This is a genomic window from Pseudomonas sp. HN11 (assembly GCF_021390155.1).
In the GTDB taxonomy this organism is placed as follows: Bacteria; Pseudomonadota; Gammaproteobacteria; order Pseudomonadales; family Pseudomonadaceae; genus Aquipseudomonas.
Window position 1 is genome coordinate 655841 of sequence record NZ_CP089985.1, and the last position, 25859, is coordinate 681699.

At 61.2% G+C, this 25859-nt stretch carries 21 protein-coding genes; 6 read left to right on the forward strand and 15 right to left on the reverse strand.

The window, feature by feature from the left end; translation table 11 throughout:
• Window positions 1-269 precede the first annotated feature (269 nt).
• Window positions 270-4223: a DUF4329 domain-containing protein gene (locus LVW35_RS02880; RefSeq protein ID WP_233893627.1), complete on the forward strand. Its 3954-nt coding sequence runs from the start codon at window positions 270-272 to the stop codon at window positions 4221-4223.
• Between the two features lie 163 nt (window positions 4224-4386).
• Here LVW35_RS02880 and LVW35_RS02885 read toward each other — a convergent pair whose 3' ends face one another.
• The 9 genes from LVW35_RS02885 to cbiE all read right to left on the reverse strand — a co-directional run bounded on the left by LVW35_RS02885 (window position 4387) and on the right by cbiE (window position 12329).
• Window positions 4387-5763 carry a PepSY-associated TM helix domain-containing protein gene (locus tag LVW35_RS02885; protein WP_233893628.1) on the reverse strand — a complete coding sequence of 459 codons (1377 nt, stop codon included), beginning with the start codon at window positions 5761-5763 and terminating at the stop codon, window positions 4387-4389.
• A gap of 43 nt (window positions 5764-5806) precedes the next feature.
• Window positions 5807-7867, reverse strand: coding sequence for a TonB-dependent copper receptor (locus LVW35_RS02890; protein ID WP_233893629.1), 2061 nt, complete (start codon window positions 7865-7867; stop codon window positions 5807-5809).
• 93 nt (window positions 7868-7960) lie between these two features.
• Entirely contained in the window at window positions 7961-8350 is a 390-nt protein-coding gene (locus LVW35_RS02895; RefSeq protein WP_233893630.1) for a DUF2946 domain-containing protein, read from the reverse strand.
• A gap of 11 nt (window positions 8351-8361) precedes the next feature.
• Window positions 8362-8844 (reverse strand): copper chaperone PCu(A)C, encoded by a 483-nt coding sequence (locus tag LVW35_RS02900; RefSeq protein ID WP_233893631.1) that lies wholly within the window; start codon window positions 8842-8844, stop codon window positions 8362-8364.
• Window positions 8845-8890: 46 nt separating this feature from the next.
• A complete protein-coding gene (locus LVW35_RS02905; protein WP_233893632.1) occupies window positions 8891-9286 on the reverse strand; it encodes a DUF2946 domain-containing protein in 396 nt (131 codons plus the stop codon).
• A gap of 97 nt (window positions 9287-9383) precedes the next feature.
• Window positions 9384-9671: an addiction module antidote protein gene (locus LVW35_RS02910; protein ID WP_233893633.1), complete on the reverse strand. Its 288-nt coding sequence runs from the start codon at window positions 9669-9671 to the stop codon at window positions 9384-9386.
• Window positions 9668-9976 carry a type II toxin-antitoxin system RelE/ParE family toxin gene (locus tag LVW35_RS02915; protein ID WP_233893634.1) on the reverse strand — a complete coding sequence of 103 codons (309 nt, stop codon included), beginning with the start codon at window positions 9974-9976 and terminating at the stop codon, window positions 9668-9670. The genes LVW35_RS02910 and LVW35_RS02915 overlap by 4 nt, the downstream gene beginning before the upstream one ends.
• 431 nt (window positions 9977-10407) lie before the next feature.
• A complete protein-coding gene (locus tag LVW35_RS02920) occupies window positions 10408-11127 on the reverse strand; it encodes a cobalt-precorrin-6A reductase (RefSeq protein WP_233893635.1) in 720 nt (239 codons plus the stop codon).
• Entirely contained in the window at window positions 11124-12329 is a 1206-nt protein-coding gene (gene cbiE / locus LVW35_RS02925) for a precorrin-6y C5,15-methyltransferase (decarboxylating) subunit CbiE (RefSeq protein ID WP_233893636.1), read from the reverse strand. The genes LVW35_RS02920 and cbiE overlap by 4 nt, the downstream gene beginning before the upstream one ends.
• A gap of 38 nt (window positions 12330-12367) precedes the next feature.
• Between cbiE and cobG the strand changes: the two genes are divergently transcribed.
• The 5 genes from cobG (at window position 12368) to LVW35_RS02950 (ending at window position 17718) form a co-directional block, all read left to right on the forward strand.
• Window positions 12368-13714 carry a precorrin-3B synthase gene (cobG, locus tag LVW35_RS02930; protein ID WP_233893638.1) on the forward strand — a complete coding sequence of 449 codons (1347 nt, stop codon included), beginning with the start codon at window positions 12368-12370 and terminating at the stop codon, window positions 13712-13714.
• A complete protein-coding gene (locus LVW35_RS02935) occupies window positions 13707-14333 on the forward strand; it encodes a precorrin-8X methylmutase (RefSeq protein WP_233893640.1) in 627 nt (208 codons plus the stop codon). Before cobG ends, LVW35_RS02935 begins: the two co-directional genes overlap by 8 nt.
• Window positions 14333-15064, forward strand: a complete 732-nt coding sequence (locus tag LVW35_RS02940; RefSeq protein ID WP_233893642.1) for a precorrin-2 C(20)-methyltransferase — start codon at window positions 14333-14335, stop codon at window positions 15062-15064. Before LVW35_RS02935 ends, LVW35_RS02940 begins: the two co-directional genes overlap by 1 nt.
• On the forward strand, window positions 15064-16701 hold the full coding sequence (gene cobJ / locus LVW35_RS02945; protein WP_233893643.1) for a precorrin-3B C(17)-methyltransferase: 1638 nt from the start codon (window positions 15064-15066) through the stop codon (window positions 16699-16701). The genes LVW35_RS02940 and cobJ overlap by 1 nt, the downstream gene beginning before the upstream one ends.
• A gap of 237 nt (window positions 16702-16938) precedes the next feature.
• Window positions 16939-17718, forward strand: coding sequence for a hypothetical protein (locus LVW35_RS02950; protein WP_233893644.1), 780 nt, complete (start codon window positions 16939-16941; stop codon window positions 17716-17718).
• Here LVW35_RS02950 and LVW35_RS02955 read toward each other — a convergent pair.
• The 6 genes from LVW35_RS02955 to dusB all read right to left on the reverse strand — a co-directional run bounded on the left by LVW35_RS02955 (window position 17715) and on the right by dusB (window position 25757).
• Window positions 17715-18311 carry a MarC family protein gene (locus LVW35_RS02955; RefSeq protein WP_003217330.1) on the reverse strand — a complete coding sequence of 199 codons (597 nt, stop codon included), beginning with the start codon at window positions 18309-18311 and terminating at the stop codon, window positions 17715-17717. The two genes, LVW35_RS02950 and LVW35_RS02955, sit on opposite strands and share 4 nt — an antisense overlap.
• 75 nt (window positions 18312-18386) lie before the next feature.
• On the reverse strand, window positions 18387-21158 hold the full coding sequence (locus tag LVW35_RS02960) for a hybrid sensor histidine kinase/response regulator (protein WP_233893645.1): 2772 nt from the start codon (window positions 21156-21158) through the stop codon (window positions 18387-18389).
• Window positions 21159-21258: 100 nt separating this feature from the next.
• Complete coding sequence (purD, locus tag LVW35_RS02965) at window positions 21259-22551, reverse strand: phosphoribosylamine--glycine ligase (protein WP_233893646.1); 1293 nt, start codon at window positions 22549-22551, stop codon at window positions 21259-21261.
• Window positions 22552-22736: 185 nt separating this feature from the next.
• Window positions 22737-24344 (reverse strand): bifunctional phosphoribosylaminoimidazolecarboxamide formyltransferase/IMP cyclohydrolase, encoded by a 1608-nt coding sequence (gene purH, locus LVW35_RS02970; protein WP_233893647.1) that lies wholly within the window; start codon window positions 24342-24344, stop codon window positions 22737-22739.
• Window positions 24345-24426: 82 nt separating this feature from the next.
• The gene (gene fis / locus LVW35_RS02975; protein ID WP_002555375.1) at window positions 24427-24747 is read right to left on the reverse strand and encodes a DNA-binding transcriptional regulator Fis; all 321 of its coding nucleotides are present in this window, start codon (window positions 24745-24747) and stop codon (window positions 24427-24429) included.
• A complete protein-coding gene (gene dusB / locus LVW35_RS02980; protein WP_233893648.1) occupies window positions 24744-25757 on the reverse strand; it encodes a tRNA dihydrouridine synthase DusB in 1014 nt (337 codons plus the stop codon). The genes fis and dusB overlap by 4 nt, the downstream gene beginning before the upstream one ends.
• Between the last annotated feature and the right edge of the window lie 102 nt (window positions 25758-25859).

The following is a 25859-nucleotide window of genomic DNA, read 5'->3' on the forward strand; positions in this document are numbered from 1 at the left end:
ATGCGTTGACACAATTGGACCGGAGAAAATCTCAGCCCCAGGGTGGCTACCTGATCACTGATCGCAACGGTTACTGTCGTGCAACACAGGCTTTCGAAGGGCTATTGAGCGACCTATTGTTAGGCGATGTGATTAGCATGGAAACTGCGGGCAATAGGCTACTGCCCGCAGGGTACCGGTACGCGGCGTACTACTTCTGTGACGCGGACCGTGAGTCTGATACTCAGCGCCGACGGCCGAGTTGGACCCGGCAACGTATTACCCTGACCATGAGCCTGCCGCCCCTGCGTGCGGTACTGGCAACCCACACCTTATTCCAGGCGTTCTACACCGTAGGGCCCCAGGGCAGCCTGGTGCGTTTCGTACCTAATGAAAAGGCACCGGGTTTATACACGCAGTTGCGCGAACGGTTCCGCGAGGACGCCGAGCCGGCGCTTCCTGTCGAGAGTGATCCGGTGGAAAGTTATGTTCATAGCTTGATGGCGGCTGGCCAATTGTCCGTGGTTAAAACCAGCGCCATCTGGGCTGGATGGATGGGCCCCCTGAATGCCAGGTGGAGGGCTTATGCACCCGATCCCGCCCAAGGCGTGCCCGAACCTCGAATGAGCCCGATTTTTGCCAATGTGTCTGCGGCCATGACGTTTGCGCATCGCTTGATGCTGCTCAAACCCACTGAATGGCAGACTGGTTTTTTGCTCAAACACCGTGACCGTACGGCGTTTATTGTGACCGAGCCAATACCCACGAAAGGCGACGCGTTCGATCCGAGGCAGGTATTTTCGTCGGACGAGGAGGGTGGTTTTGATGTGCCGAGGGACTACATCCTTATGGGACTTTATTGCTTGGTCAATGATCAGCCGGCTCCGGCTACAGTCAAGGAACCTTGGCTATACGAACGCTTTATATCGCCAGGGGCGATGGCCCACGCGCTGGTTTTGTCGAGAGGTATCGGAAACCCAGGATTTGCGTTGTACCTGAGTGTTTTCGACGGTGCGCAGTTGTGCTACGTGTTTTCCCATTCCGAAGCTGAGGAGGCGTTCTTCTATCCTGGATCCGACTCGGCTCATCCCATCGACAGAGGGCTTCAGGCCGCTATGGAGGCGGGTTCTCTGCGACCCCGCACGTTTATTACGAGACTCGCCGCCGCCGGTGAATTATCGGTACTTAAAACCAGTACGTTGTGGGATGTCGCCGCCCAAATCGGTCAGGATTGGCAACCCTATACCCACTATCAAAAACCGCCTCTGAGCCCGGCCTTTGTACTGGCTGACGATGCAGCACGTTATGCCCACGAACGCATCGGCAGCCGCCGCGAACGGGAGTACATCGGGTTGATCCTGCAGCGTGACGATCAACGGTTTGTCGCGACCGAACCGATGGTCAATCTGACCGATCGCTTTGACTTCAGCCAGGTCTTCATCGTTGAGCGTTCGGGGCTACCCGCTGTCTTGTACCCAGGCCATGTACTTCATGGCGTTTACTGTTCGCGGTGGAGAGGGGATGAGGTTTCGAACGTCTGGACCGGTTACGAGGCGCGCGTGGTGACGCAGATGTTCATGGACGTCGACATCCATAAGATCCTGTTGCTTGGGCCTGGAAGGGGCCTGGCTTACTTGTCCGGCGCGGCGGACTGCCTGCTCAGCTACCAGACTCATCTGGAGGGGCAAGGGAGCCAACTGTTCGAGCGGACCCAGCCTGCGTCGGACGGCAGCCGGATCCAGCAGGAGTTACGAGACGGCACCATGATGCCCAGTGATGTGGTCACCGAGCTCGTCCTGTCGGGTGAGTTGCGTGTAGTGGAAGGCAATTCGATATGGGGGCCGCCTGGAAAAATCGAGAGTGATTGGTCCCCGCCCTATGACACAGACGTGCGCAACGACCCCGTTTTGCCTCAGTTGGGCCCGACTCACACCAGCGCCCAGGCGGCAGTGGTCGATGCGTGCGCCCGCTGGCGCAGACGCTATGGGTTGGAATCTCGCGGATTGGGGCTGGTGCTCAAGCATCGTTCGCGCAATGAGTTCGTGGCATCACACACGGTGTCGGGCGCATTGCTGGATCGTCTTGTGCAGGCCTGTCGGTTTGGCGCTACGGTGTTGACTCAGACGTTCCAGGTGCACGCGGTGTATTACTCGGTGCGCGGCCTGGCCGCTGGGCTGAGCGGGCACGCGGCCTGGATAGCCCGGCATTTTATCGCGGCTGACGACTTCTACTGCGCGCTGTACGACCATCAGGGGAGGCGACGTGCCAATGGCCTTGAGACGGTGCCCCTTTACCTCTCGCCACTTGACGGTGCGTTGTTGGAGTACCGCACGTCTGAAGATCCCTACCGGCTGTTCGTGGACGAAAATGGTCGCGTTGACGCACGCGTGCTGCCGGCCAAGCTGGGGTTTACCCTGACTCAGCGCAGCTATGTCCAGGAAGTGGCCCTCAGTGGCCAATTGACGGTGTTGACGGCCAGTGAGTGTTGGGACGTGTCAGGTTCGGTCGGGGAGGACTGGACACCCTTCGCTCAAATCAATCGACGCCAATTGGGGCCTGCATTCATAACCCAAGACGATGCGGCCCGTTATGCTCTGGCGCGCCTGGGCAGCAAGCGCGACAGGATCTATGGTGGGCTGATTCTGCGGCGCATTGATGGGTTGTTCACGGTCACCGAGCCGCTGCCGATGGATGTGGAAGACTTTGCACCGGCCTGGATTCGATTCAATGCACTGGTCAGCCAGGCTCAGTTTTTAGCCGGCAGCACGGCGGTGGCGCGTTACCATTCGCGGTTGACCATCGAGCCACCGTTTGCGCTCACAGAGACCGAGCGGGCGGTGTACCAGAATATGTTTTCCAGCGATTTCCTCGGTGCAGTGCTCAGCAAGAACACGTTCCCCGCCCGACACACCATCGGTCACGAATACCTGCTGTGTTCGGACGGTGCCTTGCTCTGTTTCACCGCCACGGGCAGCGCCCTTGAAGAGTCACTCGCGAAAAAAATAGCCCCGTCAAGCAGGGCCAATGTGCACCCCAAGGACAACGAACTGGAACGCGCAATGCGCAATGGAGAAGTCACACCCAGTGAGTACGTCAACCGGGTCGCCCGCGCCAGCGACCTCCGAGTGGTGGAGGGCAGCGAACTATGGGGGCCAGGTGGCAGGCTCAAACAGTGGCAGGCGAACATTAAATCCGACGGGGTAGCAGTGGCCTCGATGGATAAGGCTCTCAGCCCGGTCTTTGTGCAACTGCCGGATGTGTTGCGCTATGTCCATCGCCGGGCGGCCACCTACAAAGAATCGACCTTCGGTGTGATTCTCAAAAGCCGTAAGTCGGCGTACTACATCGCCAGTCACCCGCTCGTTGTACAGCACGAGACGTTGGCCCTGGAGCACGTGCTTCTTGATGGGTTGGCGCCGACGGGGTGTGAGGTGCTTGGCTTGTACGTGTGCCCTGTCGGTAGCGCCATGGACCACGTGCCCAGGCTCAAGGCACCTGGCAAGCAGGGCTACCTGCCGGTTTATCAATTGCATGATGATGGGGCCTGGCTCGATGCTGTGCCTGTGCAAAGCGGACTTAGCTTTGGCCCACTGTTTTCACATCCTGACGATGCTGCCCGGCATCAGGTTCACGCCTTCCAAGACCGTGAACTCATAGGCGTGATCGTACGGGATACCACAGACACAGGGTTTATCGCCGCCGAACCGCTGGTAGACGACGGCATTGAGTCGGCGGTCGCGCAGCGTCTGTTTTTGTACGAAGACACCTTGTTTGCACCGTCACCGCCGCAACCTGCCTATCCCGCCGGTTTTCGGCTGCTGGCTGCGCACCTGTTCTTCAAAACCATGGGGCACGACAAGGATGACAACGATGTGGACAAACAACTGCGTCAGCACTTCGTTGGCAGAGATGAGCTGGGGTTCTACCGCAACCTGCTGTGGGTGAACCAGGTAAAAGAAGCCATGTGCTATGTGTCGACTCGCCAGGGCGCCTTGCTGAAGTACGCACCCCGGTTTAGCGCTCGGGAGGCGTCGCTGTTTTCCGGGGTGGTGTTCGGTCCGCCGAGTTTTTCTCCTGGCGAATGGCTGTCCCGGCTGGCGTCTGATGGCCGCGTGCAAGTGCTGGACCCGGACCAATACTGGACGCGGCGCGGAGTGGTTCACGTCGCTTGGAAAAGCGTAAACGGCGAAGAAGTACCGGCTTGGACGATACAGCCTGCTGTGTCGGGCAAGGACGAACTCTGAATACCCGCCGGTTCAGCGCTTGTGCATCAAGCCGATAAAAAAAGCCGTCAATTGCTGCCATCGTTACGCTGATCTGCAATTCTTCGGGGGTAATGTGCGGCACCATCAGCTCGACAAAATCAATGGAACTGCTGATGTGGCCCGCACACCGGTCATCAATGAATCATGGGTTGATACGCGTTCGTGGCGTAAAAAAGCGTGACAGCAACAGGCGATCCACTGCCCACACGAGGATCAATGAGGCGCCTACCAGCGGGAACAAAATCGCCAGACTGAGCATGATCACTGTCGCGGTTTTCCACTTCGGCAGGTCATGCCGCAGCGGTGGAACCCCCAATACTCCGACTGGCCGACGCTTCCACCAAATCACCACGCCGCTGACCGCGCTGAGCAGAATCATCAGGCAAATCAGCAGCACGATCAGCTGATTGACCCAACCGAACATTTTGCCCTCGTGCAGCATCACGCCGGTTTCGGTGGCGCGCGCAATGGTGTTGTAGTGTTCCCAGCGCACATCGGCCAGCACCTTGCCGGTGTACTGGTCCACGTGCAGGGTGGCGTCATTGCGTGGGTCATTGGCGAACACTGCGACGGTGAATACGCCTTCGGCCGTGGTGGGGAAGGTGATGCTGTAGCCGGGCTCGACATGGCGTGCAGTGGCCAGGTCGACCACTTGTTGCAGGCGCAAGGTGGGCGCCGCCGGGACTGAGTGCATGGCGCCGTGGTTCATGTGTTCGGCATGGTCGCCGGACATCGGCATCGGCGTGTTTTCCATGGCCCAGGGCACGGTCTGTTGGCTGGCCGTATTGAGCACGCGGGCCTGCTGGTCCGACTGCGGCACGTTGTTCCACATCGCCGCCGGGAAGGTGTTCCACAGGTCGGCATATTGCTTGCCCCAGAAGCCGGTCCAGGTCATGCCGCTGAGCAGCATCACCAGCAGCAGTGACGCGCCCCAGAAACCGGTGATCGCGTGCAGGTCGCGCCAAAGCACCCGGCCGCGACTGTTGAACCGCGGCCACAGCACACCCGCCGAGGACTTGCCGCGCGGCCACCACAGGTACAGCCCCGACACCACCAGCACCACGCCCCAACCGGCGGCGAGCTCCACCAGGCGATCGCCGACGGTGCCGATCATCAGCTCGCCGTGCAGGGCGCGGGCGATGGCTTGCAGGTTGTACTTCGCGTCCTGCTCGCCGAGGACCGTGCCGTGATACGGGTCGACGAAGACGGTCACTTCGCGGCCTCTGTTGTGCATTACGAATTGCGCGCTGCTGGTGCTGTCGGCAGGAGGCAGGTATTTGCTGATCGTGGCCGTGGGGTAAGCGGCCTTGGCACGCTGTAGTTGCTCATCGGCACTCAGTGCGTGCTCGGCGGCCTGGACTTTGAGCAGGTTGCCGTACATCAGCGGGTCCAGTTGGGGTTTGAACAGGTAGATGATGCCGGTCAGGGCCAGCAGCACCATGAAAGGAGCGACGAAGAGGCCGGCGTAGAAGTGCCAGCGCCAGGCCAGGTTGTAGAAGGAAATTTTTTGAGTGCTCATCGGGATGCTCCGCAAGGCTTTAAAAATTTTGTCAGTTAAGCTTTTAGAAGCTCATATCGACTTGGGTCCAGAGCGTGCGCCCTGGCTCCTTGATGGCTTGCGGGTCACTGGCCGGGTAACCGAACCCGGCGTTGCCGGCCAGGTTCAGGTGCTCGGCGTAGGCCTTGCCGAACAGGTTGTCGACACCGGTGCTGACCTTCAAGTATTTGTTGATGCGATACGCCGCGTTCAGCGAGAACACGCCAAAACCGCCGCTCTTGTCGAAGTCCTTGCCGACCACGTTGCCCTTGTTCTGGTCGATGCGGTTTTGTGCGGCGACCACACGCCACAGCGCGCCAGCGCTCCAGTCATCCTCGCTGTAGGTGAGGCCCAGGCGCGCGTCCAGCGGTGGCATTTGCGGCAGCGCCTTGCCGTCGCTGCTGTTCTTGCCCCAGGCGTAGGCGAGGGTGGCATCGGCTTTCCAGTTGCGCGTCAGCTTGTACGCCGCGCCCAGTTCGCCGCCCATGATGCGTGCGTCGACGTTGCGGGCCTGGGAGGTGGTGCCCATCATTCCGGGCCGGTAGTCGAACAGGATGAAGTCCTGTACTCGGCCGATGTAACCCGACGCCCAGGCTTCAAGGTCTTCGGCTTTGTACTGCGCGCCGAAATCGAGTTGGGTGGTTTTCTCCGGCTTCACGCCGTCGAAGGCATTCACCGAACCGGTCGCGCCGGTGTTGGGCGAAAACAGCTCCCAGTAGTCGGGGAAACGTTCCGAGTGGCCCAGGCCTGCATAGAGGGTGGTGGGGCTGTCGGCCATGTCGTGTTCATAACGCACGAAGCCTGATGGCAAGGTATCGGCGCGTGAGTTGTCGGCGGTCGGGTTGGGGCGTGTCATCATGCCGGAACCGGTGCTCTGCCGGAAATCCTTGGCCGAGGCGCGGTCCAGCCGCGCTCCGGTGATCAGGCGTTCGCGGTCGGCGGCGTACCAGGTGAGTTCGCCGAACACGCCGTAGTTGTGGAAGTTGGCGTCCTTGACCCGTGGCAGGTCCTTGTAGGTATCGATACCCATGCTGCTGCGCTGGCGATGTTCGTTGGTCTGCGCATCGAGGCCGCCGATCAACTGCACATCGGCCCAGCGCCAGGTGGCCTTGAAGCGCGCGCCGAGGGTGCGGCGGTCGACGTTGGACGCCATGGGGCCGGCCATCATGCCGGTGCCCGAGGGCGTGCGTAGGCTGTAGTTGTCCATCACGTGATCGGCATAGTTGTAGTAGACCCGGGCTTCGACCTTGTCGAGGACTTCGCCAATGTTGGATTTTTCGAAACGCAGCCCCAGGCTTTCGCGCAGGAACTGCGAGCCGTCCATGCCGCGCCCGGCGTAACGCGCTTCGCCATCGCCACGGCCGGCGGTGAGTTCCAGCAAGGTGTCGGCGTCGGGAGTAAAGCCGACGGCCACGTCGCCGTTCCATTTGTCGTAGCGCGAGGCGACGGTGTCGTTGTTGCCGTCCTTGTAGTCGTCAGCGTGGGCCTGGTTGCCGATCACCCGCACATAGCCGAGCGGACCACCGGCGGCGGCGTCGATGACCTTGTCGAAACGCCCGTTGGAACCGGCCAGCACACGGGCGTTGAGGCGTGTGCCCAGTTCGCCGAACTGCTCCGGTTCACGCTCGAACAGGACGGTGCCGGCCGAAGCACCGGGGCCCCATAGCACGGTCTGCGGGCCTTTGATCACGGTGAGTTTGTCGTAGGTTTCCGGTGAGATGTACGAGGTGGGCGCATCCATGCGGCCGGGGCAGGCGCCGAGCATCATGCTGCCGTTGGTGAGGATATTCAGGCGCGAGCCAAACATGCCGCGCAGCACCGGGTCGCCATTGGTGCCGCCATTGCGCACCAGGGCGAAGCCGGGGATGGTCTTGAGGTAATCGCCGCCATCGCTGGCGGGCACCGGTTGGCGCGGGTCTTTCGGGTTGGTGATCACGGTCAGCGGTGAGCTGGGACCGATCGCGGTAATGACGGTGGGGCTCAATTCATTTTCGTCGGCGTGAGCCATCGGAGCCAGCAGTGCGCCGCACAGAACGGCGAACACGGGAGTACATCCCAAACGGGTGTCAGCAGAAAACCTGGACATGACAAATTCCATCAATCAATCGTAAACAACACGGCCAGCAGCCTGCGGCTGTCTGTCTGAAGTCGGCCGGGGTGAAGTAACGCTGTGAAGGGCTTACGAGATGATGGGCGGCGCGCGACTGCGGGCGCCGGGGAAGATGCTCTGCCGGGCATGGCCCAGGCGTGTGGCGGCGGTGAGGGTGTTGGCGGGTGGCGGATTGCTCAGGGTGAAGCTGGAAACGCCGCCGGGCAGGGCGGGGCAACTGTACAGCAGGTCACAATAGCCGCACTTGGACCAGAGGGCGTGGTGTTCGTCAGGGGCTTTGGAATGATGGGACTCGCCGTGGTCCATCGGCATGTCCATTGACATACCGGCGTGATGATCCATCGGCATCGCTTGGGAAATCAGCGGACCGATAAAGATCATCAGCATGGCGAACAGGCTGATCCAACCGCCGCGTCTTACGCGAGCGTGTGGAGAGAGCATAGCGCGAGGGGCGCCCATCGGGAGTCTGCCTACTGGGCGTGCTTATGCTCGTGGGTGGCCATCGGCGGCGTTTTTTGCACCGACACTTCCACCTCGACCTTGCCAGCTTTCTCAAAGGTCAGGGTCAGCGGGAATTGCTTGCCATCGGCCAACAGGCTGCGGTCTTTGAGGCCCAGCAGCATCACGTGGTACGCCATGGGCGCGAAGGTCAGGTCACCCTTGGCCGGCACGGCGACGCTGGGCACCTGCTGCATCTTCATCAGGTCGCCTTGCATGACGTGCTCATGCAGCTCGGCCTTGTCCGCCACCGGCGTCTCGACGCTGAGCAGGCGGTCTGGGGATTCACCGGTGTTATGAATCACAAAATAGGCCGCAACAGTCGGCGCATTCGGCGGCAACTCTTGGGACCAGGGTTCGCTGACCACTAGGTCACCGGTCTTGTAGTCCTCGGCATTGGCGGCACTGAACACCGGCAGCAACAGCGCAGCCAGAAGCAGGGAAGATTTGAGCATGGCAGTTCTCCAGAACGGTTCTAAACGCAGTTCACTTGCGAAGACATCAGACCGTTGGAGAGGCACGTGGGTTGAGGCTTGGCCATTGCTGGCGCGGAGTAGGGCTTTGCAGCCGGGGCGGCGGCAAGCTCTGTGAGGTATTGAATTGGGTGAGGAACAACTGCGGCACATGCCCCGGCAACGCCACCAATGGCGTCGAGCCCGAGCAACACCAGCAATGCTGCATGGTGGAGTGATCGTCCTGCTGCGGCGCCGGAATCTCCAGCTTGCCCAGGGCGATGGTCTTCAGGCTCTCGCCATTGGAGGAACAGAAACTGCCCCACAGCAACTGCTGCACCGGGTCCTGGGACTGTTGCATCGCGCTGGCCATCGGCATGGCAAAGGCGTTGAACAGCACTGCGAGGCAGGCGATCCAGGCGATTGCGAAGCGTTGACGGGCCATGGCGGACAATCCGTAGGGTTAAACGATCAGGCAGGTATTTAGCCTGATCGGTAGGGATAAGTAAAAAGGGGCGGTGTGGTTTGGTGTCGCAGTGCTATCAGATAGCGGTGGCGTGAAGTTTGAGGCCCAACGCTTTCATGACTTTCATGATAGTCGCGAATTCGGGATTGCCAGTGGCGGAGAGGGCTTTGTACAGGCTTTCGCGTCCGAGACCGGCGTCGCGGGCGATTTGGGTCATGCCCTGGGCGCGGGCGATGTTGTTCAGGGCTGAACGAATCAGCAAGCCGTCGCCGGAGTCCTCTTCGAAAGAGGCTTCAAGGTACTCGGCCATGTCCTCGGGAGTCTTGAGGTGCTCAGCGATGTCGAAGTCTTTAAATTGAGTCATGAGTCACTCCTTATTCCAAATTCATCAGCCATTTCTTTAGCGCGCTGGATATCGCGTTTTTGCGTGGATTTATCGCCACCTATCAACAACAGGTAAACCACTTCGTCAACGCGTGTGAAGTAAACCCGGTATCCAGGGCCATAGTGGATGCGCATTTCTGATACGCCATTTCCTACGGGTGCGCAGTCTCCGAAGTTACCCCTCGTTGCGTTATCCAATCTTGTCAACACACGACCACGGGCTGGCCTGCTGCGTGACGAATCAAGCCACTCTTGAAACTCGTCGGATCTCTTGAATCGAATCATGTTTGATCGTATTCCTTGGGATACAGAATGGCAAGTTGCGATGCGCTGCAAAAGCAGTGCATCTCCATCGCGGATGCTGGTGCGAATTCGCGAGGAGAGAGGTTAGGGCGGGGGCTTTTGGCTGAACCAGCCAGCTGGTTCGGAGGTGTTTGTAGGGGGATTCGGCTTTTATGAGAAGGCCAAATGGTTGGCCATTTAGCGAGTTATTTGAAACGAGAGAAATTGCTCGGCATTGCGCAGTTGATTGATCTGGCACGGTTGCTGACTGATCGTGTGAACATGGGTTTTAGCCCGATGACAACTACGGCCTGATAACGCCATTCAAGTGTGGGAGCGGGCTTGCCCGCGATTGCGGTACTCAGTTACTCATGAGTCGGCTGACAGGACGCCATCGCGGGCAAGTCCGCTCCCACAGGGGATTTTGTGGTGTCTTAGAGCGTGGTGATTGCCTGTAGTAGCGCAGGCACGGTGGTGAACTCTCGATCTACCTGAGCCAGAACGGGCCGCTTCAACACCAACACCGGCACCCCAAGCTCCCTTGCCACTTCCAGCTTCGGCTCCGTCGCCGTACTGCCGCTGTTCTTGCTGATCAACACATCAATCCCGCGTCGCTCGAACAGTGCACGCTCGTCCTCGATCAAAAACGGTCCCCGCTCTCCAATCACTTCACACCGCTCATTCCCCGGATAAACATCCAGTGCACGCAGCGTCCAGAATTGCTCCGCTGGGATCTCATCAAGGTGCTGCAACGGCTCACGCCCCAACGTGAACAGCGGACGCTTGAAGGGTTTGAGTGCTTCAATCAACGCGGCCCAATCACTGACCTCGCGCCAGTCATCCCCCGCGTGCGGCTGCCACGCCGGGCGGCGCAAGGCCCAACAAGGCACGCCGCTCAACCGCGCAGCCTCGGCCGCATTGCGGCTGATCTGCGCTGCATACGGATGGGTCGCGTCGAGAATCAGGCTAATCCCCTCATCCTGAACAAACCGCGCCAAGCCCTCGGGTCCGCCGTAACCGCCCACCCGTACTTGGCATATCAGGTCAGTCGGCACTCGGCCCACACCGGCCAAACTGTAGATATGTTCCGGGCCCAATGTACGGGCAATGGCTAGCGCTTCAGTCACGCCGCCCAACAGCAGGATGCGTTTCATAGCGGCTTGACCACTTCCAGCAACATGATCGGCAGCGCCTGTCGCCACGTATCGAATTCGCCCAGCGGCTGGGCCTGGGCGACATGGATACGCGTCAGTTCGCCGCCATGACGCGCACGCCAGTCCATCAAGGTTATTTCGCTTTGCAGGGTCACAGCATTGGCGACCAGTCGCCCGCCCGGCCGCAGCTGTTGCCAGCAGGTGTCGAGCACGCCGTCGCGGGTGACGCCGCCGCCGATGAAGATGGCGTCCGGGGCTTCCAGGCCGTTCAATGCATCCGGCGCTTTGCCGCGAACCAGTTGCAGGCCCGGCACGCCCAGGGCGTCGCGGTTGTGTTCGATCAGGCCCTGGCGACCTTCATCCGCTTCAATCGCTACTGCCCGGCAGCTCTGATGAGTGCGCATCCATTCAATGCCAATGGAGCCGCTGCCCGCGCCGACGTCCCACAACAGTTCGCCGGGCATCGGCGCGAGGCGGGCGAGGGTCATCGCGCGTACATCGCGTTTGGTCAGTTGGCCGTCGTTTTTGAACGCGGAATCCGGCAAGCCCGCCAGGCTCGACAGGCGAGGTGTTTTGCTTGAGGCCACGCAGTCGATGGCGACCAGATTCAAAACGGCGACTGAAGCGTGTAGCCAATCCGCCGCCAGCCCATCAATGCGCCGCTCGTCTACGCCGCCCAGGTGTTCAAACACAGAAACGCGGCTCGACCCAAAACCGGATTCAGCCAGCAAAGAGGCAATCAGCGCCGGACTGCGACCGTCATTACTCAACACCAACAAGCGCACGCCACTGGCCAAATGCGCATTCAGTGCCGCCAACGGCCGAGCCACAACGGACAACGTCACCACCTCTTGCAACGGCCAGCCCAACCGCGCTGCCGCCAACGACACCGACGACGGTGCGGGCAAGATCAACAACTCTTCAGCCGCCACCTGTCGTGCCAGACTCGCGCCCACGCCATAGAACATCGGATCTCCACTGGCCAACACACACACCGGCTCGCCACGCCGCGCCAGCACCGGCTCCAGGGAAAACGGGCTAGGCCACAGCTCACGCTCGCCGCGAATACACACCGGCAACAGGTCCAACTGGCGCTGAGCACCTATAATTCGCGTGGCGCGCAACAGGGCATGCCGGGCATTCCTGCCCAGGCCCTTGAAGCCGTCTTCACCGATGCCTACAACCGTCAGCCAGGGCGACATAACAATTCCTTGAACGACATCCGACGGGCAGGCTTTTCATGCCGCCGGACAAAGCAGGCATAATACCGCGCCTTTACCCATCAACCGGTAGCCCCGTGAACCAGACGCCCGCTGTAAATACCTTGCGCCCCTCGGCTTGTCCGGGGTTGCTGCGTATTGTCCAGGCGTTGGATGGCGGGATTTGCCGGATCAAACTGGCCGGTGGTTCGATCACCGCCGCCCAAGCCCACGTGGTAGCGGATGCAGCCCAGGCTTATGCGCACGGGGTGATCGAGGCGACCAACCGCGCCAATCTGCAGATTCGCGGGATCGGCACTGAAGAACGCGCGCTGATTGCGATGCTGCTGGCAGCCGACCTCGGGCCCAGCAATGCCGCCGGCGACGACGTGCGCAACCTGATGCTCAGCCCGAGCGCCGGTATCGACCCGCAGATGCTCTTCGATACGCGCCCGCTGGCCGAACAGATCCTGAATACCCTGCAAAACCACCCGCGTTTCCATGAGCTGTCGGCCAAGTTCGCTGTGCAGTTGGATGGCGGCGAGGCGTTGGCGATGCTCGAACATCACCATGACCTGTGGCTGTCGGCGTTCGTGCGCGATGGCGAGACGCTTCTCGCCTTCGGCCTGGCGGGTTGTCCGGGGCTGGATGCGCCGCTCGCCGCCGTATCATTGGAGCAGGGCCATGCACTGGTGGTGGCCGTGCTGGAAGCGTTTCTGGACATCGCCACTCCCGAGCAGACCCGCATGCGGCATTTGTCTGTGGATCACTTGCTGAGTCATCTCAAGCTAGCGCTGCTGCCAGCCGATGGCTTCAAACGCCCGCCCAGCGGCGCGTTGCTGCACCTCGGCACTTATCCACAGCATCAAAATAACAAGCTCTACGTGGCCGCCATCGCACCCCTGGGGCGCCTCGATTCGACGATGCTCAAGGGCGTCGCGCAACTCGCGAGCGAATACGGCGACGGCACGCTGCGTTTCACCCCCTGGCAGGGCGTGCTGGTGCCCAGCGTCGTAAACCCTTGCGCCGTCACCGAACGCCTGGCGCAGCTTGGCTTTCTTTGTTCAATCGACCAACCGCTGGCGCGCATGACCGCCTGCACCGGCTCCAGCGGCTGCGGCAAGGCCTTGGCCGACACCAAGGCCGACGCCGTGCAACTCGCGGCCCTGGACACCAGCCACGATGTGCATCTGTCCGGCTGTCCCCGCTCCTGCGCCGCCGCGCACACCGCGCCGGTCACTTTGCTGGCGGTGAGCCCCGGCCACTACGACCTCTATTTTCGCGATGCAGCCTGGCCCGGCTTTGGCCGGCTGCACGCGCGCAATCTTTCTATTGAAGCGACGGGCGCCCTGCTGCGCGCTCGCCCACGGAGCAACACCGATGATTGATTACATCCGCGACGGTCAGGAGATCTATCGCAACTCCTTCGCCATTATTCGCGCGGAAGCCAAATTGGACCGCATCCCGGCTGATTTGGAAAAACTCGCGGTGCGGGTGATTCATGCCTGCGGCATGGTCGACGCCATTGACGGCCTGCAGTTCTCGGAAGGCGCAGGCAAGGCAGGGCGCGATGCGCTGGCCGCGGGCGCGCCGATTTTGTGCGATGCGCGGATGGTCTCCGAAGGCGTAACCCGTGCGCGCCTGCCGGCCAATAACGAAGTGATCTGTACCCTGCGCGACGATAGCGTGCCGGAGCTGGCGCGCGAACTGGGCAATACCCGTTCCGCTGCAGCCCTTGAACTGTGGCGCCCGCACCTGGAGGGCAGCGTGGTCGTGATCGGCAACGCGCCGACGGCCTTGTTCTACCTGCTGGAAATGCTCGACGCTGGCGCACCGAAACCGGCGTTGATCCTAGGATTCCCGGTCGGTTTTGTCGGCGCCGCCGAGTCCAAGGCCATGCTGGCCGCCGACAGCCGTGGCGTGCCGTTCGTGATCATGCAGGGTCGCCTGGGCGGTAGCGCCATGGCCGCCGCTGCGGTGAATGCCCTGGCCACGGAGGTCGAGTAATGCCGGCAGGTGGACGTTTGATCGGCCTGGGCGTAGGCCCCGGTGATCCGGAACTGATCACCCTCAAGGCCTTGCGCCTGCTGCGCGAATCGCCGGTGGTGGCGTATTTCGTGGCCAAGGGCAAGAAGGGCAACGCCTTTGGCATCATCGAGGACCATCTGGTGCCGCAACAGACTTTGATGCCGCTGGTGTACCCGGTGACCACCGAAGTGTTGCCGGCGCCGATGTCCTACGAGCAGGTGATCAGCGATTTCTATGACGCCGCCAGTGTCGACGTCGCGGCGCATCTGGACGCCGGCCGTGATGTGGCGGTGATCTGCGAAGGTGACCCGTTCTTCTACGGCTCTTACATGTACCTGCACGACCGCCTCGCCGAGCGCTATGAAGCGCAAGTGATTCCTGGCGTGTGTTCGATGCTCGGCGGCGCCTCGGTGCTGGGCGCGCCGTTGGTGTATCGCAATCAGAGCCTGTCGGTGCTCTCGGGCGTGTTGCCCCACGACGACCTCAGGCGCCGCCTGGCGGATGCCGACGCGGCAGTGATCATGAAGCTGGGTCGCAACTTCCCGAAAGTGCGCCAGGTGCTGGAAGAACTCGGCCTGGCCGGGCGCGCGCTGTACGTGGAGCGCGCCACCATGGCTAACCAGAAGATCGTGCCGCTGGATCAGGTGGATCCGGCCTCGTCGCCTTACTTCTCGCTGATCATCGTGCCCGGTGAACGGTGGCAAGGTTGATGACCCCGGCGATTGTCATCCTCGGCCAGGGCAGCCTGGCGACTGCGCGCAAGATCCAGCAGGTGTACCCCGACGCGCTGATCCACGGCCTGGCCGGACGGGTTGAAGGCGCGGACCAGACCTACAGTGAATTCGGCGCGACCTTGCGTCTGCTGTATCAGCAAGGCTCGCCGCTGATTGCGCTGTGCGCGGCCGGCATCGTCATTCGTACCTTGGCGCCGCTGCTGCTGGAAAAGGGCGAGGAGCCCGCTGTGCTGGCCGTGGCCGAAGACGGCAGCGCCGTGGTGCCGTTGCTCGGCGGCCTGGGCGGTGTGAACGTGATGGCGCGCGAAATCGCCTCTGCCTTGAACGTGGCTGCCGCGATCACCACCAGTGGCGAGCTGCGTTTCGGCACTTGCCTGCTCAATCCGCCTGCGGGTTATGAGCTGGCGGATCTGGAGCTGGGCAAGCGTTTCGTCTCCGACCTGCTGGCCGGCGAAAGCGTACGCATCGAAGGTGCTGCCCCGTGGCTGGACCAGGCCAATCTGCCCCAGGATCAATTGGCGCGCCTGGCGATTCACGTGGGCAGTGCCGAGCGCATACCAGCACCCCATGAATTGCTGATTTATCCGAAGAACGTGAGCGTAACCTGCAAGCCTGGCGCGCAATTGGCCGAGCGTGTGCGCACGGCATTGCATGAGGCCGGTATCGCCGTGCAATCCCTGGCCTGCCTGCTGGCCAGCGATACGCAGATGGCCGCAGCATCGTTGCGTGAAGCAGCGTTGGAACTGGGTGTGCCGCTGCGTTTTGCCAGCGTCACCCAGGACGCGGATATCGTCATCAATGTTGCCGAGCACCCCCTGGACTTATCGCAAGTCGGCCGCCCGCGTGGTCGCCTGGCCGTGATCGGCCTGGGCCCCGGCGCCGCCGAGTTGATGGTGCCCGCCGTGAAAGCCGAACTGGCACATTGCACCGACGTGCTTGGCTACGAAACCTACGTGCGCATGGCCGGGCCGTTCCGCGACGACCAGGTGCAACACTGCACCGACAACCGCGAAGAAATGCAGCGTGCGCGGCACGCCTTCGAGTTGGCCGCCCAAGGGCGTTCGGTCGTCGTGGTGTCGTCCGGCGATCCTGGCGTGTTCGCCATGGCGGCCGCCGTGATCGAGGCCTTGCACGAGTCCAGCGACCCGGCGTGGCATCAGGTAGATCTGGAAATCCTGCCGGGCGTCTCTGCGTCACTTGCCACTGCCGCTCAGGCGGGTGCTCCGCTGGGCCATGACTTCTGCGTGATGTCGCTGTCGGACAACCTCAAGCCCTGGTCGATCATTGAAAAGCGCTTGGACCTCGCGTCCCAGGCTGACCTGGCCCTGGCGTTCTACAATCCGATTTCGCGCTCGCGGCCGTGGCAACTGGGGCGTGCCCTGGAAATCGTCGCGCTGCACCGCACGCCTGATACGCCGGTGGTGCTGGGCCGCGATATCGGTCGCCCGGGCCAGACCCTGCGGGTTACCACGCTTGGGCAACTGACGCCTGGGCAGGTGGACATGCGTACCATGGTGCTGATCGGCTCGTCCACGACCTGCACTTTTCCGCGTGCCGGTGGCGGTGAGTGGGTGTACACGCCGCGTTGGTACGGCGAGAAACCGGCCAGCTGAAAACGGCCCGTAGGTTAGCGGAAAGCTCCGAATGATCCAGGGAATCTCCTGGCGTCATTCGGGGCTTTTTCTTTTTTTTACGACGAAATGTGGAAGCTTGCCAGGCACGCCACGCGATTGCTGGGTGCTGCGGTTTGACCCGTAGCGCCAAGGGATGTTTGTCGTCTGGAAAACCCTACAACCTGTGGACTAGGGTGGACATAAGCCCCGAGTTGGGGTGCTTGTGGAGAACCAAAAATGGAGCGACATCACAGAAGGATCAACAGTAAAAAACGGCGCAAGCTGATTGCCGCCTACAAGTTGCCGGGTGCACCAGGAGCGCACACGTCTGTGCCGCTGGACACCGAGGACGACTTCAATGCAGCCGTGGTCAACAACAGCGTGATTTCGTTTGCCGACGGTCTGTCCGGGCTGAACAGGGAATACATCCGCAAGAGCTATCTGCTGGCCAGCAGCTACGTGAGCGATGTGTTGAAACTCCAGCGCGGTACCGAGAGTTGGTACGACGAATTTATTCAGGTGATGATCAGCCTGGGTTGGCTGCCGGTGCGCAGCCGCTTTGAGCGGGTCTCACGTTCGGGCAAGGGCCTGACGGTGCAATTGGCGGCGTTGAATATGATCGCCGCGATGTTGGCCTCTACCTCATTGTCCGGGCCGTTGCTCGCCGCACTGCCGAAATTGGCGGCGGATGCATTGGCGTCGTTGAAGCAGACGCCTGCGACGTTTGAGTTGTTCAAACGCAACAGCACGGTGCACCAGGGAGGTGACTTTGGGCTGGCTTCCTGTGCTGAAACAGACGGCGAATTGATGATGGTGCTGGTGACCTACAGCACCCACGGCGTGAGCAAACAGGTAGGGCTGCCCTTCCTGGAGTGGGACAGTTCTTCATTCGAGGCCTTCAGCGGGCAGACGTGCCTGGTGCTGAACACCTCGGTAGTCAACGAGAAAACCATCCAACTGATGCGCGAAAGCGCGGGTGACAAGGTGCAACTGGCAATCGCAAAGTACCGAATCTAGGGTACTAGGTAGCCGCGCACGCCGGTAAAGATGATTTGCGCGGCAAGTGCGCACACGAACAACCCCATCAACCGACTGACAATCTGCAAGCCCTGGTCACCGAGAATACGTTCGATCCGGTTGGACAGGTACAGCACCACGCCCACCGTGAGGCTGGCCAGGGCGATGCTGAGGATGGCGGTGATCTTGTCATCCCAGTGTGGCTGGCTCACGCCCATCACCAGCAACGCACCGATGGTGCCGGGGCCGACGGTGAGAGGGATGGTCAGCGGTACGATGGTGACGTCTTGCTGCACATTGTCGGTCTGCACTGCCGACTTGCCCTGGGCCATGCCCAGTGCAGAAATAAACAGCACGCTGCCGGCACCAATGCGGAAGGCATCGACGGTAATGCCGAACACACTGAAAATCACCCGGCCAAACAGGTAGAGCAACACGCTCGATACCAGGGTCGCCAACGCCACCTTCCACGCCAGACGCCGCCGCTCTTTGCTGGAGTAGCCACGGGTGAGGCTGATAAAGCAGGACAACACGAAGAACGGGCTGTAGAGCACCAGCATTTTCAGGTAGACGCTGAATAACACGTGGAGCATGAGGGCGGCTCGCGGTGAGTGAAGTGCGTCGAGTCTATCAGGCGCCAGAGATCATTTGTGAGACTGCATTTCAGCTCAGGAAGGGGCGTGTTCGGGCCGTTGCTGACGCTGCGCCACCCAGAACTCCACCAGCTCGCGCAGCTGCGACAACTCCACCGGCTTGGCCATATGCCCATCCATTCCGGCCTGGCGCGCACGCTCTTTATGTTCCGACAGAATGTGCGCCGTCAGCGCCACCACTGGTGTGCGAATACGCTGGTGGCTGACTTCCCACGCGCGCAGTTGCTGGGTCGCCGAGAAGCCATCGAGAATCGGCATTTCACAATCCATCAGCACCAGGTCATAACGCTGGGCTTTCATCGCTTCCAGCGCCTCTTCGCCATTGCTGGCAGTGTCCGGGTTGAGGTTGAGCTTGCCGAGCATGCCACGGATCACCTTGGTGGAGATGCTGTTGTCTTCGGCCACCAGGATACGGAAATCCGTCGGCACGGTGACGGCCGCCGGGGCGTTGAGAATCGGGCGTGGTGGCACGTTGCCCTTGCTGCGCTGGGTCAGTTCGTCGGCCAGGGTGGTCTTGAGTGTGTAGCCGGCCACCGGTTTGGCGAGGATGCGCTTGATCCCGCAATTGCGCGCGATGATCTTGCTCGGCGCATTGCTGATGCCGGTGAGCATGATCAACAGGATGTCGTGGTTCAGGCTCGGGTCTTCCTTGATCTTCGCCGCCAGCTGCATGCCGGTCATGCCGGGCATGTTCTGGTCCAGCAGCACCACGTCAAAGTAGTCACGCAGGTGCGCCTTGGTGCGTAGCAACGCCAGGGCTTCCTTGCCCGACGGCACCGCGCTGACGTTGAGGCCCCAGGCCGAGCATTGCTGCACCAGCACCTTGCGGCAGGTGTCGTTGTCGTCCACCACCAACACCCGCGCGCCTTTGAGTGGACCGTCGAGGTCGGAGGTCGGGTGTTCCAGGCGTTCCGGGTCCAACGGCAGGGTCAGCCACAAGGTGCTGCCCTGATGACTGCCGCTCTTGATACCGAACTCGCCATTCATCAGCAGGATCAACTGGCGAGCGATGACCAGGCCCAAGTGACCGTTCAGGCGGGTGGCCGAGAAGAAATTCTTGCTGTGCAGTTCGCTGTGCAGCAGGGCGTCACGCTCGGCGGGCTCCATCGGCAGGCCGCTGTCTTGTACGGCAATGCGCAGGCGCGGCTTGGTGCTGCGGTCGTCCAGTGCGACGACGATGAGTACTTCGCCTTCGTCGGTTTTTTGCAGGGCGTTTTCCAGCAGGCTCAGCATGGCCTGGCGCAGGCGCGTTGGGTCGCCGCTGATGACGCGAGGCACCTGGGGCTGGATAAAGCTGATCAGTTCGACGTTCTGTTGCTCGGCCTTGGCGCGGAAAATACTCAGGCAGTCTTCGATCAGCGCGTTGAGGTCGAACTGCACGTCATCCAATTCGATCTGGCCAGATTCCAGCTTGGAGATGTCGAGGATTTCATTGATCAGCGTGAGCAGTTCATTACCGGCGCTGTGTATGGTTTGCACATAGTCGCGCTGTTTCACAGAGAGGGGCGTGCCCAGCAATAATTCGGTCATACCCAGCACGCCATTCATGGGGGTGCGGATTTCGTGGCTGATCTTGGCCAGGAACTCGGCCTTGGCGGCGATCTCGGCATTGCTCGCCGCCAGGTCGCGGCTGAGGCTGAAGCGCGCTTCGACAATCGCACGCTGGCGTTCGCCCAACGCCAGGCTCATCAACAAGCCGCTGAGGCAGATAAACGCCAGCAGCGTGACGATCAGGCCCTGTGGCGAAACCATCGTCAGGCCCAACAGCGCCGGCAGGATGATCAACGTACCGATGTTGAACACCACCATCGCCGCCACGAACAGGCGTGCCGGGCGGTAGCCTTTCTGCCAGTGATAGGCCGAGACGAACAGCATGCTCAAGCCGGCCAGGGCCACCAGGGCATAGGTGATGATGTTCAGTGGCAAGGTGTTGACGAACAACAGCAGCAGGCCGCACAGCACGATGAACAGGATGTCCGCCATCAACAGCTTGTTCAGCGGGTGCGCGCCCAAGGGCATGAAAAAGCGGTAGGCGAACATCAATCCGCACGGCGCGGTCAGCAGCAGAGCCAGGTAGGCGCCCGGTGTCTGGATTGCGTGCCAGTTCGGCAACCATGGGCCGATCAGATTGAGCAGCAGCGCAAGGCTGAGCATCAGCAGGCTTTCGCAGGCCGCCAGCCACAGGCTACTGCGTGAGCGGTGGTAAGCGAAACGGGTGATGTTGTGCAGGATCAGCATCAACAGGCAGCCGAACAACAGGCCGTAGATCAGCGTCTGAGTCTGGTCAGCGGCGGCGAGTACGGCCGGCTCCAGGGTGATATAGGGGCGCAGCTCGTGTTCCGACACCAGGCGCAGGTAGACCTCTAAGGGTTTCTGACTCTGGGGCATCGCCAGCATGAAGTCACTGCTGGGTAATGGGCGCTCAGCCTGGGGTTGGCGTGTGCCGGTGCTCTGTTGTTCCACCAGGGTATCGCCGTCAAGTACATAGAGGCTCAGGTGGGACAGATCCGGGGCAAATACCCGCAGCACTTGCTCGTGCTTGCCGGGTTGCAACTTGAAACGCACCCACAACGCACCGTTCGGTTCCGCGGCGGTAATGCGGTCCAGTTCGATGGGGCTGAATTGATTGGTGTAGCGCGAGGAACGGATGTCGCTCAGTTGCAGGTCGGCCTGTTCATCAAGCAATACTGCCCAGCCACTGCCTTGCGCGGCGGCCTGGGCCGGGAGCAAGCAGAGCAGTGTCAGCAGGCTGACAGTGAAACCTATGGCGATCCTGAGCCAGCGCACGGCGAAATCCCTTCGTAGGTTGATGCACGGTTAACTATGCGCGGGTAGGCCTGCATACGGCAAGGGCCAGAGGCCCCTGCCTAGCCGAACGGATAGCGGCTTACTGGCTCTCGCCGCGCTCTCGCGCAATGGCGCGATAGCCAATGTCCTTGCGGTAGAAACAGCCTTTCCAATCGATCTTCGCGGCCAGCTTGTACGCCTGTTGCTGCGCGGCGTCGACGCTGGCGCCCATGGCAGTAGCGCACAACACACGGCCACCGGCAGTCACGACCTTGCCATCCTTGAGCGCGGTGCCCGCATGGAACACCTTGCCTTCCAGCATAGCCGCCGCGTCGAGGCCTTCAACCACGTCGCCCTTGGCGTAGTCGGCAGGGTATCCGCCGGCGGCCAGCACAATGCCGACGCTCGGACGTGGATCCCATTGCGCTTCAACCTTGTCCAGGGCCTGGGCCAGGGCAGCTTCCACCAGCAGCACCAGGCTCGATTGCAGACGCAACATCACCGGTTGGGTTTCCGGGTCGCCGAAGCGGCAGTTGAATTCGATGACTTTCGGGTTACCGGCTTTGTCGATCATCAGGCCGGCATACAGGAAGCCGGTGTACACATTGCCTTCGTCAGCCATGCCGCGCACGGTCGGCCAGATCACCTGGTCCATGACGCGCTGATGCACATCGGCGGTGACCACCGGGGCAGGGGAGTAGGCGCCCATGCCGCCGGTGTTCGGGCCGGTGTCGCCGTCGCCGACGCGTTTGTGGTCCTGGCTGGTGGCCATCGGCAAGACGTTCTTGCCGTCGACCATCACGATAAAGCTGGCTTCTTCGCCATCGAGGAATTCCTCGATTACCACGCGCGAACCAGCGTCACCGAACGCGTTGCCGGCAAGCATGTCGCGCACGGCGTCTTCGGCTTCCTGCAGGGTCATGGCAACGATCACGCCTTTACCGGCGGCCAGGCCATCAGCCTTGATCACGATTGGCGCACCTTTTTCACGCAGGTAAGCCAGGGCCGGCTCGATCTCGGTGAAGTTCTGATAGTCGGCGGTTGGGATCTTGTGGCGAGCCAGGAAGTCCTTGGTGAATGCCTTGGAGCCTTCCAGCTGCGCTGCACCAGCGGTAGGGCCGAAGCAGTCCAGGCCACGGCTGCGGAACAGGTCCACGACGCCGGCAACCAATGGGACTTCCGGACCAACGATGGTCAGGGAAACATTTTTTTCAGCGAAGTCGGCCAGTTGCTCAAGGGCCAGCACGTCGATAGCCACGTTCTCGCACTTGGCTTCAATGGCGGTACCGGCGTTGCCGGGTGCAACGAATACTTTCTGGACCCGCGGGTCCTGGGCAACTTTCCAGGCCAGGGCGTGTTCACGGCCACCGCTGCCAATGATAAGGACGTTCAAGTCAGACTCCTTCGAGGGAAGTTAAAAGCGGCAAGCGGCAAGCGGCAAGTTAAAAGCAATCTGTATCGATCCAACTTGCGGCTTGCAGCTTTGAATTAGTGAGGCTGCAAACGAAAGCAAAAGCGACCATGGTCTGCTCTCACTTGGCGCTTGCAGCTGAAAACTTGCCACTCCACACCAGTGGATCAGTGACGGAAGTGACGCATACCGGTGAAGACCATGGCGATGCCGGCTTCATCAGCGGCAGCGATGACTTCAGCGTCACGCATCGAGCCGCCCGGTTGGATCACGGCGGTCACGCCTGCCTTGGCGGCGTTGTCCAGACCGTCACGGAACGGGAAGAATGCGTCGGAAGCCATTACCGAACCCACCACCTGCAAACCCGCGTGCTCAGCCTTGATCGCGGCGATACGCGCTGAGTTCACACGGCTCATCTGGCCGGCGCCGACACCGATGGTCTGGCGGTTCTTGGCGTAGACGATGGCGTTGGACTTCACGTACTTGGCCACTTTCCAGGCGAAGATCAGGTCATTGATCTCTTGCTCGGTCGGGGCGCGCTGGGTCACAACTTTAAGGTCCTGGCTGCCGATCATGCCGATGTCACGGCTCTGTACCAGCAAGCCGCCGTTGACGCGCTTGTAGTCCCAGGCGGCGGCACGCTCAGCCGACCACTCGCCGCAGGCCAGCAGGCGCACGTTGGCTTTTGCCGCCACGATGGCGCGGGCTTCTTCGCTGACGCTTGGGGCAATGATCACTTCAACGAACTGACGCTCGACGATCGCCTTGGCGGTCTCGGCATCCAGTTCACGGTTGAACGCGATGATGCCGCCGAACGCCGATTCGGTGTCGGTGGCGTAGGCCAGTTCGTAGGCCTGGCGAATGCCGCCTTCCGCGTCCGGGCTCACGGCCACGCCGCATGGGTTGGCGTGTTTGACGATCACGCAGGCCGGCTTGACGAAGCTCTTCACGCATTCCAGCGCGGCGTCGGTGTCGGCCACGTTGTTGTAGGACAGCTCTTTGCCCTGCAGTTGGGTCGCGGTAGCGATGCCCACTTCGGCGGGTTTGGCTTCTACGTAGAATGCCGCGCTCTGGTGCGGGTTCTCGCCGTAGCGCATTTCCTGGGCCTTGATGAACTGGCTGTTGAAGGTGCGCGGGAACTGGCTGCGCCCTTCGGTGCTCAGGGTTTCAACCGTTTGGTTAACGGTGCCCATGTAGTTGGCAATCATGCCGTCGTAGGCAGCGGTGTGTTCGAAGGCCTTGAGCATCAGGTCGAAGCGCTGGGCGTAGGTCAGGCCACCGGCTTTCAGGCTTTGCAGCACGTTGGCGTAATCGCTGGCGTTAACCACGATGGCCACGTCTTTGTGGTTCTTGGCCGCCGAGCGCACCATGGTCGGGCCACCGATATCGATGTTTTCGATGGCGGTCGGCAGGTCGCAACCTGGCTTGTTGATGGTGGCTTCGAACGGATAGAGGTTAACGGCCACCAAGTCGATCGGCTTGATGCCGTGCTCGGCCATGATCGCGTCGTCGGTGCCGCGACGGCCGAGGATGCCGCCGTGGATTTTCGGGTGCAGGGTCTTGACCCGACCGTCCATCATTTCTGCGAAACCGGTGTAGTCCGCCACTTCCACTGCGGCCACGCCGTTGTCCTGCAGCAGTTTGAAGGTCCCGCCTGTGGAGAGGATTTCCACGCCCAGGGCTTCCAGCTCCCGGGCAAATTCGAGGATCCCGGTCTTGTCGGAGACACTGATCAAGGCGCGGCGGATCGGCAGGCGGGTAGTCTGGTCGGTCATTTCAATTTCCATCAAAAGCAAAGGAGTCAGCAAAAAAGGCGACCGTTTTTTACGCGGGCGCCTTTCTGGTTTGATTGAATGCTTACAACAAATCGTACTGCTTGAGCTTTTTGCGCAAGGTGCCACGGTTGAGGCCCAGCAGCTCACTGGCTTTGGTCTGGTTACCCTTCACGTAATTCATCACGCTTTCGAGCAAGGGCGCCTCGACTTCGGAGAGCACCAGGTTGTACACGTCCGTGACGGAAGCGCCCTCAAGGTGGGCGAAATAATTGTGCAGCGCCTTCTCGACACTCCCGCGAAGGGTCTGGCCTTCTTCGCTCGGCGTGTTGAGGTGCTGTTTCAAATTGACGTTGTCGCTCACGGGTGTTGTTCCACTCACTAAAGTCTCGGTCATCATCGTCATGCGGCCACCCCCTTTGCATCCCCTGTTCCCAGGCTCTTGTCACGTTCGGCGAAGAACTCACGAACGGTGGCGACCTGTGCCTGCGTTTCATCCAAACGATTGAACTGAGCGCGGAATTCCTTGGCGCCCGGCAAGGTGGCGAGGTACCAGCCGACATGCTTGCGAGCAATGCGCACGCCCATCACGTCTCCGTAGAAAACATGAAGTGCGGCCAGATGCTCTAGCAGAATACGTTCCACCTCGATCAGCTCCGGTGCCGGCAACACTTCGCCGGTACGCAGAAAATGCTCGATCTCACGAAAAATCCACGGCCGCCCCTGGGCAGCCCGGCCAATCAACAAGCCATCGGCACCGGTAGCGTGCAGTACGCGCCGGGCTTTCTCGGCGGAGTCGATGTCGCCATTGGCAAACACCGGCATCGACACCGTCTGCTTGATCGCGGCGATGGTGTCGTACTCGGCTTCACCGGTGTAAAGGTCGGCGCGGGTGCGGCCATGCACCGCCAGCGCTGTAATGCCTGCCTGTTCAGCGATCTTCGCCACTGTCAGGCCGTTCTTGTTGTCCCGGTCCCAGCCGGTACGGATCTTCAGGGTGACCGGTACATCCACTGCGGCGACAACGGCCTGCAGGATCTCGGCAACCAACTGCTCATCTTTCAACAGCGCGGAACCGGCGGCCTTATTGCAGACCTTCTTGGCCGGGCAGCCCATGTTGATGTCGATGATCTGTGCCCCCAACTCCACGTTGGCCCGGGCCGCATCCGCCAGCATCTGTGCATCTCCACCGGCGATCTGCACCGAGCGCGGCTCGGGATCACCTTCGTGGATCATGCGCATCCGCGATTTGCGGGTGTTCCACAAGCTCATGTCGCTGGTGACCATTTCCGAGACTACTAGACCCGCGCCCAAACGCTTGCACAGCTGACGAAAGGGCTGGTCGGTAACCCCCGCCATCGGGGCGAGGATCAAGCCGTTCTGCAATGTGTATGGGCCGATGCGTACCGCCGACATAGGACTTCCCTGTTGTGGGGCCGGATCATTAGAGTTCGAAAAAGGGTTGGCATGATACCCGCTCTCGATGACTGGATAAAGGCTGAATTGGATAAAATCTGA